This is a genomic window from Alicyclobacillus acidoterrestris (assembly GCF_022674245.1).
Taxonomy (GTDB): domain Bacteria; phylum Bacillota; class Bacilli; order Alicyclobacillales; family Alicyclobacillaceae; genus Alicyclobacillus; species Alicyclobacillus acidoterrestris.
In genome coordinates, this window is the sequence record NZ_CP080468.1 from 49,161 (window position 1) to 60,467 (window position 11,307).

Sequence of the window (11,307 nt, forward strand, 5' to 3'; positions counted from 1 at the left end):
ACCATGAATACGACCCTTTTGCCTTGGCTCAACTTCCTGATGACCGTGCTCATGGCATCTTCGGCAGGCTTCTCAATCGTACAAATGTCTCTTGCCGGAATCTCTATTGTAGCCGCAACGCCTCAGAAGCGTGCTGAAGCCTTATCACGTGTGAAATGGATAGCGCTTGGGGTCATTGTGTCCCTGTGCTCATACTTTCTAACGCGTTTCATTGCTTACGAAGCGTCGCTAATAGCACCACACGTAACGGCAACTTCACCAGGAATGACGTATAGCAACGGGCAACTTGTCAAACTACCTGGAGTCAAAGATGGCGGTGGACTCGAAGGCTGGATTGTCAATGCAGTCTTCTCCACCCTCACCGACCTTTTTAGCATGTTCGCCGCTGCGTTCTGGGCGCTGGCTGGTTTTACTGGTCCAAGCGCAATGATTGACGCCAATATTCAAGACCAACAAAGCAACGGATACGTAATGGGAATATTCCCTGAAACCACATGGACTGCCATGATGTACGTTCAACACGCGCTTTACATATTTATTGCTATTGCTGCGCTTATCTCTTTTGTAGTTCAAGGCATACAAATTCAAAACTCTCCGAGCTCCTCAGTCGCAAAAGAACGTGCTGTTGGGTTAGCAAAGAGTGTCGCTACGACAGGCCTCATGCTTGGCGCTACACCCTACCTTCTTGGGCTGGCAAACGCAGGAGTATCTGACTTGACTCAGTACGTGCAGGGGCTTATTGGAGATCATACGGCCGCGATCGCGAAGGCAAATCCTATGGTAAACATCATGTTCAACCCCGGTACTTTGAATATGTCAGCGATCACTAACTTATCGTTGTTTTCAGGTAACTCTCTCATGAACTCTATCTTTGCTTTGATCTACAGTGCAGTCAACCTTGTCATGTGGATTGTCTATCAATGGCGACGCGTTGTACTCGCCTTTTTGATTACACTAATGCCACTTTTTTATATCGGATTTGTGACTGGACGTAAACCCGACTTAGCCATCCACTGGTGGAAAGAAGTCATCGCGTACATGTTCATACCTTTTGTCGTATCCCTTCTCTTACTCGTTGCACAAGTATTTATAGGGATTTAAGGAGGCATACTTCAATGACGAGTAGCAACTTCATAGACCTTCTCGTTGCTGTATTTGCGATGATACTCATGCTAATCAGTCACAAGCTGATTAAGTCATTTCTCGACCATATCTTCCCTGGTGGCCATGGCCACGGACCTGGAGCGCTCCTCTCAGGTATGATGGAAGGACTCGGTATGGCAGCCGGGCGAAAACTGTTTGATGGTGGTATATCACTCGCAAAAACCGGTGCCTCTCTTACAAGTGCAGCTGGAATTGCGGGAGTAGCATCAGCACTTAGTCACATGAGAAACAAGAAAGCCTTTGGTGAGGATGGCCTTTTAAGTGGTGTAACAAAGGCCACATCTGCTGTTTCTGCATCGGAGCCAAATGGGCTTTACCCGGGATCATTACCAACTGAAGAAAATGAGACCACTACATTTCTTCCACCAACAGGCTTTACGATGTCAGACACCGAACCAAGTGGATTCGAGACTGGTAAATCTAATTCAAGCATGTCGTTCGGCGCCCCTTTGGGTGAGTCGGATGCAGGTTTTTCTGCCACACAACGACCGGGTGCAGCGTCTCAATCCGTATATGATTCCCAATCTACTCTATATGGTGCAAAAACACAGCTCCGTCCTTCTGCTCAAAGTCGGATGGAAGAACTCTCTGGATTAAGGAATGCTGGAGTTGGAGAAGCCTTTCTCAATGGTGCAAAAGGACGTTTGAAATCCGATGCTATGCATCTACTGTCTGGGGAACGAGGAAAATTCTCTGGTGGTGTGAATAGTATATTTGCTGTAGCTAGACAGGAATTTGGGAAAAACGGGGACAACAAGATGGTCCGCGATAGCTATCTGCCAAGCATAGAACTTTTGAATGCCGCACGAAACGGCGACCAGTTTGCCATGTCAGATATGGCCCAAATCGGAAAATATCAAAATGACATGGATCAAGGTTTACAGTGGTACGAACAAGGTCTTGCGCTGGCAAATGCAATTCAACCTGACTATGATTCTGCACAAGCAGAATTAGATAATGCGAGCCAAGAGTTAGATGGAATCTCCGTGATAAAACATCAATTTGAGTCGAGCGGTGATACTTCCTCTCCAATGTACCAAAGCATTTCAACGCAATACGAACATGCGATTCAACGAAAAGAGACTGCCTCAGCTATTTTCAGTAGTCGAGCACAGCAGATGAAGAGTGCGAATGACATGATCGAACGTGGAGAAAAGCGAATGCTCAACGCTCAGAATAACATTTCAAAAATCAACATGGGATGGTACTCGCCCAATCAGCAAAGTTCTGGCCGTATACTTCAGGCTGCACAGGCGCGCGCAAAACGTATCACTTTATCCGACTTGGGTCAGTCTCCTGCGGGACATCGATGAATCGCAAACTGACCAGAGTCACGAAGGTTGCCGCCTCTTTCGGGACTCGCAAACTGATTCTCTGGGGGTTATGTGCATCAGTACCGTGCCTACTTCCAGTCATGCTCTTTTTCATCATCATTGCTGTCATCGCGAACGTAACCGGTACATTTTATCTTGGGTCATTTACCGGCATCCATCTCAAAAACCAACAAAAATTTACTGTGGAAGATCAGTCTATCAAAAACACTTACACAAACGTAGCTAACGAGTGGAAAAATGGTTTAGACACACAGCAACAAAACATAGTCATCACATATCAGCAATACATGCCCGCGAGCGTTCTTCTAACACTCGGCAAATTTGTAGATAACTATAAATCGAAGAATCAGCAATCTGCAGCGCAGTCTTATTACAACCTGCTTGCTCCTAAGTATACGTGGGTAAAAGGAGACGGCGAGACAATTACGAAGGAGCGCGACAGCAATGGAATCGTAACGCATATTTCGCACTTTACAGTCTGGGAGTTACGAAAATCGGTCATCTGGGATGGCACTTTCACCAGTACATGGGGAACCAAAACAATTGGAGGTTTTACAAATGGTGTAGGTACTGAAACGATTGAACCTTACATGGAATCCGAAAACATGACATACAATGAATCAGAGTTTTACGCTGCGGCAAAGAAATATGGATTCAAGCAGTCTGTTGTTAATCCATTGTGGTTTGATGCGATTTATTCTATGCAATATGCCGAATATCAAGCCGGAGATCAGAACGCAAATTTGAACGATCCAAACGTTCAACAATGGGGACCGATTTTCGGGAATTCTGCACCTGTTGTGCCTCCCGTACCGGTCGGAGCAGGAACTGTTGCGAACAAAGCCCAGGTCGAACAGTGGGTGAACGAAGCGATTGCTCTTGATGCTCCATATGGAATTACTTCTAGTTGGATGCCAACCATTATGCAAATTATCGCAATCGAAGACGCCAGTGGAAATCCGTATGCGGAGAATCCAATTTTGGTCATGGGACAACACGCAACGGGTATCATGCAGACCCTACCAAGCACATTCCAAGAGTTTGAAGTACCAGGTCACACGAACATCTTTAATCCCGTAGATAACATTGCTGCAGCTATGAGGTACATTCTGAAAGAATATGGTGATCCCGCGAAAGCTCTCGCTGAAGAAGCAAACGGAGGCTATTAAAACCGACTGTACACGAAGAAATACATTTGTAAAAAAGCCTCTTCTTTAGAGCTGACTAGACGCGGTAGAACCAGAACTTCTACCTTACTAAAGAGATTAGGAGGAACCATCAGCATGAAACGTCTCATCTTAGCGACGGGAATTCCGGAACTGGAGGAAGTTCTTCAACCGCGTGTTAAGGAACTATTCGATGCAGTAGAGTCGGTACTCTTTCTCCAAGCTTTAACGATTGTTCCTGTGGACCGAGACACAACCGTTCTCTTAAGCGATACAATTCAACACAGCGGTTCAAGACACATGGTTGACGTCGTTGACTTCCTGCGCCGGCAGGACGTCCGAATTGTATATATCGGGGAAGGACAAGTAGTTACTTCCCCCTTCGTACAGGAACTTCTCAGTCGCTCTGTATATGATTTGATTTTACGAGATGATTTATCTCTCGGCGACATTATACATACTCTCGAGCATCCCTCTACCTATGCAGACGTAGCTCATTTAGTTGCTCCAAATATTGTTCAAACTCAACACTCTCATTCCAAACGAACGTTAGTCGTAAGAACCTCTGACAATGACGACTCCGACGGTGAAAAATTCACGTCTGCGACACGAAAGAAAATGCGATTATTCCCTCGTCGCGAGAAAATCCTAGAACAAACGTACCCCGAAACCATAATCGTTTCGGGGCTACCGGGCGCTGGCGTCTCTTACATAGCCCTTAAAATAGCGATGAAACATGCTCAAACCCGTCGCGTGGCGTTAATCGAAGCCTCAGACCGTCCAACATACGCCCGGTGGTTAAATGGCCCAGCAAATGATGATGGCGCAAACGAATTAGCTATGAAAAAGACTCCCGAGCGTTCGTGGTGGTTTACTCAAACATTAAGGATCTACCCTGCTTCCCCTGATACTGGGGGGCCTACCCTCAAATCCTTGTTAGGTTCGCTTTCCTCCTTGGATACTGACATCGCAGTAATCGATGCTAGATTTGTAGATGTGCAATCATTTGGTAATTTAACAGATGTCTTAGTTGTACCGCCTGATCCAGCGAAGATTGAATATGTTAGCGGAATAAATACAAAAGAGTTGGTCGTAAATATGGCCCCCCTTTCCCTTCCGGTGGAATTAGAAGAATATGCGACGGCGTGGAAGGATATTAAAGTGAGAGCTGTACCTTGGTCAACAGAACAAACTCTTGCTGTAGTTAGTGGAGTAGTCGATAGTACAAAGTAGAAGAGCCTATCCAAAATGGACAGGCTCCTGACGAACGATGCAATTTAGTTGTGACTTAATACTATCATCTCTCGTAGTCTTTTGCAATTAGAAAAAACCGACACACTGAGGAATATATCGACAAATTGATTGTTCCAATTCCAACGATCATGTGGTAGGATCAATCTCGACGAAACGATGCGTGGGATGCTCTTAGTATCCGCTAAGCAAGGGATATCTATATTTATTTTTAGATATACCCAAGTTTAAGCGAAGAAACGAGAATCCTTAGTTCCTGCACGCACATTCGTCGATGATGAATGTGTTTTTGTTTTTATTTGGATGTTGATGAAATAAATGAGGAAATAAATAATAGATACAAATGAAAAAGAGCCTCGTACTCTTGGCGGGGTCCAGGCTCTTTGGGAACGACTATGTGATTTCGAAAAATAGATTATCACATGGTTTAGTTAGGGTCAACCTTTTTTCCATATTCCCATAAGTTTCTTCAACAATACCATTTCTACTATTCCCTACGTTCCCAAATTTAAACCGCCAAATGAAATAGGACGCGATTGCAGTCGCGCCCTGAAGGAAAGAAAAGTGTAAAGTTTTCCGTCCTCTCGGACGCTTCATCTGGTGGTCCAGACCAGATGAAAAATGTGTAAGCCTCTTTCTCAAAAAACTGAGATTCTTGAGGCTGGCTTAAAGTTTGCCTAAAACTGCTGTACGCAGGTGGCATAGTAAGTATACGTGCCCTCTGCGATATCTGCAAGATGTCTGAGGTGGTTTTGTGTTAAATAAAACAGCTATACATTTGAAAAGACTCTTAGACGAATTGAAAAAAGGTATACATACTCCCTCTAAGTTGGCAGAATCTCTTAATCTCTCTAAGAGACATGTATATAGGCTTTTAGAATTAGGACTAGCTTCTGGAGAAATCGTTAAGGTTGCTTCTGGTGTATATATTCACCAGTCAACAAATGTTATTTCCTTCCATTCATACATGTCTAATGTGAAAATGTCACAAAGTGAACAACATAACAAAACGAAACATAACATAACAAATTCTTATGACGATAGAAGTACTTCTCAAGATAAAAAAAACATAAACGGCATTGAAGCAAGTGACAAAATTCGTGCCATAGTGACATTTGTTTGTGACAAAGCCGGCCTTATTGCGTCAGAACTGGAGCTTAAACGTGCTGAGCGTATTTTACGGAAGGCAATAGTTAGACAATCAGAAATTGATTTTTTATCCTCTAATGATTCATTACTCGAGGAATACACAATGGAGTGCGTTAGGCGGATGGTTGAGCGTTTAGAGGCAGATCCAGAAGCGATACAAGTGAATTTGGTGGCCTATTTCTTCGGCATATTCCGTAACGTTGTTCGAGCCGATGCACGAGTTTGGTATAGACAATGGAAAGAGATGTTGAAAGAAGGTTCAGGATTAGAAATAGCTGCTGGTAATGAGGGGGCGGAATACATGTCACCACTCCCCTCCTCTACCTATGAAGAATCAAAGGTAGCGTCTAATAGTGAAGAAGAAAACAAGAATACAGTACTCGAGGTGCCTGAACAATGGACGTATATAGCTGTAGGTCTTGAAGACCTTGTAGCCAAATACAGTCTTCGACGTTCTGCTGTACACCGAGCTTCAGTATATCGAGTTATTGTGGGACTACACGAGGAAGGTATTCAACCAATGGATGTACAACGCGCACTTGATGACGTTGTTCAGCATGATCCACGTGCCGCGGAATATCTTGTACGCCAAGTAAAGTCCGGATTAGTTGATGAGACAATTGCGCAACTGGAGAGACACTACGCACGGTCTAAGACGCGTGTTATTGATGGTCCAAAAAAGAATGAACATAAGAATGAAGAACCAATTAGAGACGCGAGGTATGCGAGCTTTTATGAGTTGTTTCCAGAGTCATAATGCTTTTAGTGTTTACTAGCACATAAGCTAGTTTTCAGCTAGCTGGAAAGCTAGCTATATGTTATCGTGAATAAAGATTAACTCACATCTTTAGGAGGGGAACCTGTGCCTGCGCGTGTCATAACTTTAGGTATTCAAAAAGGCGGTTGCGGAAAAACGACGACAGCCGGTATTCTGGCGCATATATTAAGTACTGAGTATGCAAAGCGAGTATTGGTTATTGATATGGATAGCCAGGGAAATCAAACAGAGTATTTGGCTCGTTGTGATATATATGAATTCGACGGTCAAACAATTTTCGAAGCACTAAAAACAGGGGACGTTCGCCCTTTTATTGTACCACTATCCGAAAAATTGCATTTAGTCCCTGCGACAGATGTGTTAGCTACATTTTCATATTGGCTTTACCATGAGGGGCGTAATACATACCCAGAGAATCAGGCGATGCATCTTCGTGCACTTCAAAGTGCAATTGCAAAAGTAAGAGAGGATTACGACTACATTATTATCGACACTCCTCCCCACATTGGTGAGCAAACCCTAAACTCACTCGTAGCTTCAGATTACGTTGTGATTATGTTTGAATCGAGTAAGTTTTGTCTATCAGCGGTGGAAAGATTTATTGAAACGATAGAGTTTGTTCAAGGTGCAACGGGCCAGCTCTTGAACCCGGACTTGAAAATCGCCGGTATATTACGGAACCTTAATGACAAACGTCGAAGCGACATGAAAGATTTGGTGGAGCTCTGTGCTGAGCAATATCCAGATTTGGTATTTGAAACAATTATTGATCGTTCGGCAGCCACTGGTAGACTCGCCCTTACAGGGTTTGATGAAACAGAAAATAGAGAGTTACGTAAGGCCATTGAACCCTATCACGACTTTGTTCGGGAGTTGGTGCAACGTGTCGAAGTCGAATAGACCGGACTATAAAGCATTAGCAAAACCACAACGTCGCTTACCTCATGAGGCTTTTGTCAGTGGGAATACAGGACGGTTGCTAAAAGATATACAAAATAGCAGTGAAGGAAAGACTAATATCGAAAACGACAAACCGTCCAATGTCAACAGCCAAGCTAGCAACGCTGCTAGCCAAGCGACGAGCATCAAAGCCAGTAATGTGGCTAGTGAAGAAGCGAGCAACGAAGCTAACGATTCGGCTAGCGAAGTACCGAGCAACAAAGATAGCAACATGGCTAGCGAAGTACCGAGCAACAAAGCTAACAATGTGGCTAGTGAAGTACCGAGCAACCAAGCTAGTGATTCGGCTAGCGAAGAAGCGAGCAACGAAGCTAACGATTCGGCTAGCGAAGTACCGAGCAACAAAGATAGCAACATGGCTAGCGAAGTACCGAGCAACAAAGCTAACAATGTGGCTAGTGAAGTACCGAGCAACCAAGCTAGTGATTCGGCTAGCGAAGAAGCGAGCAACGAAGCTAACGATTCGGCTAGCGAAGTACCGAGCAACAAAGATAGCAACATGGCTAGCGAAGTACCGAGCAACAAAGCTAACAATGTGGCTAGTGAAGTACCGAGCAACCAAGCTAGTGATTCGGCTAGCGAAGAAGCGAGCAACGAAGCTAACGATTCGGCTAGCGAAGTACCGAGCAACAAAGATAGCAACATGGCTAGCGAAGTACCGAGCAACAAAGCTAGCAATGTGGCTAGTGAAGTACCGAGCAACCAAGCTAGTGATTCGGCTAGCGAAGAAGCGAGCAACGAAGCTAACGATTCGGCTAGCGAAGTACCGAGCAACAAAGATAGCAACATGGCTAGCGAAGTACCGAGCAACAAAGCTAGCAATGCGGCTAGCGAAGTACCGAGCAACAAAGCCAGCAATGTGGCTAGCGTACAAGTGGAAACTTCTCAAACGTCAGGCACTACAAACATCGCTGAGGTCCTAAGAAGACCACAAAAGGTTGAAAAACGATATAGAGGCTTTTACTTGATGCCAGAAGTGGACGATGCCTTAAATGCAATAAAAAGTGAGTATGGTCGAGGAGTTCTCTCTGACCTTGTGAATGCAATCTTAACCGATGGATTAAACGCGCATGGCCTTCTTGTACGTAAGACATCGGAATGAAGTGGTATTTAACGTTATCTTTTGCGCTGAAATTTTCTCATTAAAGTCGTGAGTCTTTGAATTTTATTCTGTCAATCCGTTAAATCTCCAAGGAAGCCAGAGCACAACTACAAGCGGACACCATCCTACGATCAAGTGATGGGTCTGCTTCTTTTTCTATTGGATCTCACCTTTCGACAGACTATGACAGAGCTCATATCGTATTGTCGCGATGAGGTGAACCGATATGGAGGATATTCGATTCCAACCACGCTGGAACACAAAAGCCGTAGCCATTTCCGCTCAAATGAAAGAAGTTACTATTCGCAAATACTGTGCATTACTTGAAGCCGCAGGATATACATTTACACGTATTAATGACCGTGGAGACCGTAGATTCTCCGACATTGAAATTGAAATGATAATCGATATGCGAAGGTTGAGTGAGGAATCCGACATGGATGTGAAGCAAATAGCGGAGATCCTTGCGAAACAATACAGTAAACCGTCATTCATTTCGGAAGATACGCATGTTGACCAAACCAGGAGTAATGAACTTCGAGAAATTGTAGAAAGTGCAGGGCGCCAATTTGGGTCTATAGCAAAAGAAGAGATGAGAGAAACAGTTCGAGAAGAAATAAAATCTGAGCTTGAAAGTCAAATGAACGATTTAAAAATCCATATTACAGAAGAACTATTGGAGATTAGGAAAGAAGTTGCTGCAAGTCGGGAACTGCCAAAAAGGCCATGGTGGCGATTCAGAAAGTAACACACATAGCGACACGTCATTATAGATAGTCGGTGAGGGGAACTTTTTTTCTGATGAAATAGCGCGAAACCGTAGCGGAAAGTACATTTTTGCTACGTTAACCTAAAAGGTGTGGGGATATTTTATCTTTGAGTTGGCAATGCAGCCCAAAAATACCTGCTAAACTAAGATTAAGAAGAGGAATGGAGGAAAAACATGAAGCGTACAGCAATTGCCGCAGTTGCGATAACACTCGGCACACTCGTACCAACGATGTTCGCCACATCCGTCGATGCCGCGACTTCGAAACACACAATGAAGGTAGCGACCATCGTTCTCAATGGTTCGGTGGTTTCTAAGCCTGATAAATTCGTCGCTGGTACTCCGGCAACCACATATATGCCGATATTTTATGTACAACAACTCATCAACAAGGCTCTTGGTATCTCATCGTCATCAGACGTTTGGAACGGTTCTGCAAAAACGTGGACTCTCACCGTATCCGGAGCAAAACCAAACGTCATTTCTCAAGGATCTGGCGCAGCTATCAACGTAAATGGAACAACCATAGAACACGCACCAGTTCTCATCGACGTCGATCCGTCATCAGGGCAATCGACGACGTTTATGCCTATCTATTACGTACAGCAGTTGTTGAATCAGGTGCTCGGCATTCCAGCATCGGGTGACGTGTGGAACGGCAATACTGCCAAGTGGACCATCAATACAAACGCTCAGGGTATCTCTCAAAATACGATGGCGAACGCCATGTGGGACGTGTTCAACTCAATTAACTATGACGTTGTTACGCACGCAACGATGGATGAAGCTGGTGTGGCGCCGACATCTGATCCGGTAACCGCAGGTGATGTGGCAAATTGGCTGGCCGCGTGGGCAGAGAAATCTAAGGGCTATACGCTGAGATACAACGTAACTTCTTCGACTGGCCAAATAACGAAAGCAGGGACGTTTATCCCCTTTAACCTCGAATACGAATCCTCAACCGACCCCTATACGTGGGCAAGTGAAGGAGCATTGTTCCAAGGAACGAGCGTGACCAATTCGTCTAGTGTGATTTCATCGAGTGACGAATCGACTATCCTGTCTAACCTGAAGTGGTGGTTGACAGGGGATCGTGTTGTAAACGGCGTACATCACCTGCACGTTCCGATGTACGGTAACTTTATCAATTACGTATCAATCGTTCCGCAAACCTTGACGCCGCAACAGTATGAGAAAGCATTATCCCAGACGGAAAAATATTATGATGAGTTAACAGCAACTGTTTCGGGCGATACGGTGAATTTAACCCTTCCAGACGTCACAAATACGTCTGAAAAACTAGTGTGGAGGGCAGACGATGGTACATGGAAGAAAGGATACATCACAGGAGGGACTTCAAGAGTAGGAGATACCGGGGGAGTAACGTGGTCGTTCCAAAATGATACAAAGTGGGGACCGAGCATTGGGATAAGTGCTCTGAACGATAATTTGGAAGGATGGAGTATTGCTTATCCTAGTCTTGCAAGTGGCTCCCCAATCTTTACTGAACCTATTGATGGGAACAATGAGCAACCGGCACCCTAAATCATCACATTTTTAGAACAGAATCAATCTCTTGAGTCGCCTACTCTAAAAGTGGTGGCTCATTTCTTTATATACGCGAGGTTGATTCT

The 11,307-nt window shown here is 44.5% G+C and carries 9 protein-coding genes; all 9 read left to right on the plus strand.

Annotated elements, in window-relative coordinates:
• The first annotated feature begins 3 nt into the window (after positions 1-3).
• The 9 genes from K1I37_RS21125 (at position 4) to K1I37_RS21165 (ending at position 11,218) form a co-directional block, all read left to right on the plus strand.
• Entirely contained in the window at positions 4-1,101 is a 1,098-nt protein-coding gene (locus tag K1I37_RS21125; protein ID WP_021297296.1) for a hypothetical protein, read from the plus strand.
• A 14-nt stretch (positions 1,102-1,115) separates the two neighbouring features.
• Positions 1,116-2,477: a hypothetical protein gene (locus K1I37_RS21130; protein WP_021297297.1), complete on the plus strand. Its 1,362-nt coding sequence runs from the start codon at positions 1,116-1,118 to the stop codon at positions 2,475-2,477.
• The gene (locus K1I37_RS21135) at positions 2,474-3,667 is read left to right on the plus strand and encodes a transglycosylase SLT domain-containing protein (protein ID WP_161624366.1); all 1,194 of its coding nucleotides are present in this window, start codon (positions 2,474-2,476) and stop codon (positions 3,665-3,667) included. The genes K1I37_RS21130 and K1I37_RS21135 overlap by 4 nt, the downstream gene beginning before the upstream one ends.
• A gap of 114 nt (positions 3,668-3,781) precedes the next feature.
• Positions 3,782-4,897, plus strand: coding sequence for a hypothetical protein (locus K1I37_RS21140; RefSeq protein WP_021297299.1), 1,116 nt, complete (start codon positions 3,782-3,784; stop codon positions 4,895-4,897).
• Positions 4,898-5,669: 772 nt separating this feature from the next.
• Positions 5,670-6,821, plus strand: coding sequence for a hypothetical protein (locus tag K1I37_RS21145; RefSeq protein WP_021297300.1), 1,152 nt, complete (start codon positions 5,670-5,672; stop codon positions 6,819-6,821).
• A gap of 105 nt (positions 6,822-6,926) precedes the next feature.
• Complete coding sequence (locus tag K1I37_RS21150) at positions 6,927-7,742, plus strand: ParA family protein (RefSeq protein ID WP_021297301.1); 816 nt, start codon at positions 6,927-6,929, stop codon at positions 7,740-7,742.
• Entirely contained in the window at positions 7,726-8,904 is a 1,179-nt protein-coding gene (locus K1I37_RS21155) for a hypothetical protein (RefSeq protein WP_242216036.1), read from the plus strand. The genes K1I37_RS21150 and K1I37_RS21155 overlap by 17 nt, the downstream gene beginning before the upstream one ends.
• A 226-nt stretch (positions 8,905-9,130) precedes the next feature.
• Positions 9,131-9,652 carry a hypothetical protein gene (locus K1I37_RS21160; protein ID WP_021297474.1) on the plus strand — a complete coding sequence of 174 codons (522 nt, stop codon included), beginning with the start codon at positions 9,131-9,133 and terminating at the stop codon, positions 9,650-9,652.
• Between the two features lie 195 nt (positions 9,653-9,847).
• Positions 9,848-11,218, plus strand: a complete 1,371-nt coding sequence (locus tag K1I37_RS21165; protein ID WP_021297475.1) for a hypothetical protein — start codon at positions 9,848-9,850, stop codon at positions 11,216-11,218.
• Positions 11,219-11,307 lie beyond the last annotated feature (89 nt).